At 64.8% G+C, this 1,357-nt stretch carries 1 protein-coding gene; it reads left to right on the forward strand.

Going from position 1 to position 1,357, the window contains the following annotated elements; translation table 11 throughout:
* On the forward strand, positions 1–1,357 hold a 1,357-nt coding region (locus tag MWH02_RS23025), incomplete at both ends, for an Ig-like domain-containing protein (RefSeq protein ID WP_271461521.1).

Genomic DNA, 1,357 nt, shown 5'->3' on the forward strand with positions numbered 1-1,357 from the left:
CGGTCAGATGGACTGGAGCAGCTTTACGCTCACCATCGATCCCAATGCCGATCGCAACGCCAGCATCGACAGCGCGCTGGATAACGCGGGCCCGGTGACCGGCAGCCTGAGCAGCGGCGCGTCCACCGACGACACCACGCCAACCCTGCGCGGCACCGGCCCGGCCAGCAGCGTTATCACCCTGCGCTACAAGCTCGGCAACGGTAGCTATACCCTCGACAGCGTGAGCGTGGATGCAGACGGCAACTGGTCGTGGACGCCGGATACGCTGGCGAAGGGCAGCTGGACCTTTGAGGTGCAGAAGGCCGGCCAGAGCGACTGGAGCAGCTTCCAGCTGACCATCGATCCGGACCTCGATCGCTATCCGACCATCGACAGCGCGCTGGACAACGCGGGCCCGGTAACCGGCAGCCTGAGCAGCGGCGCGTCCACCGATGACACCACGCCGACCCTGCGCGGGACCGGCCCGGCCAACAGCGTCATCACCCTGCGCTACAAGCTCGGTAACGGTGGCTACACCCTCGACAGCGCGAGCGTGGATGCAGACGGCAACTGGTCGTGGACGCCAAATACGCTGGCAAAAGGCAGCTGGACCTTTGAGGTACAGAAGGACGGCCAGAGCGGCTGGAGCAGCTTTAAGCTGACCATCGATCCGGCGCTGGACCTGAAGCCAACCATTGACAGCGCCTGGGACGACTTTGGCGCGGTAACCGGCAGCCTGACAAGCGGTGACACCACCGATGACAACACGCCAACCCTGCGCGGTACCGGCGTGGCCGGCACCATCATCCACTTCCAGAACGGCCTGGCGGGCGGTTCCTGGGTTAATGTGGGCAGCACCGTCGTTAAAGCGGACGGCACCTGGGAGTGGACCTCACCGGTGCTGAGCAAAAACGGCACCTGGGAGTTTCACGCGAAGGCGCAAAACGGCGACGTTATCAGCGGCTGGACCGGGAAATTTATTCTGAAGTACGTTGCTGCCGCCGGACCGGTGATTACCGATGCGCTGGACGACGTCGGCCCGGTAACCGGCAGCCTGAGCAGCGGCGCGTCCACCGATGACAGCACGCCAACCCTGCGCGGCACCGGCCCGGCCAACAGCACCATCACCCTGCGCTACAAGCTCGGCAGCGGCAGCTACGCCTCTACCACGGTAAACGTTGATGCAAATGGTGACTGGTCATGGACGCCGGATACGCTGGCGAAGGGTAGCTGGACCTTTGAGGTGCAGAACGCCGGCCAGAACGGCTGGAACAGCTTCCAGCTGACCATCGATCCGGACCTCGATCGCTACCCGACCATCGACAGCGCGCTGGATAACGCGGGCCCGGTGACCGGCAGCCTGAGCAGCGGCGCG

Origin of the sequence: Pantoea leporis, from assembly GCF_028048155.1 — a bacterium.
Lineage (GTDB): Bacteria > Pseudomonadota > Gammaproteobacteria > Enterobacterales > Enterobacteriaceae > Pantoea > Pantoea leporis.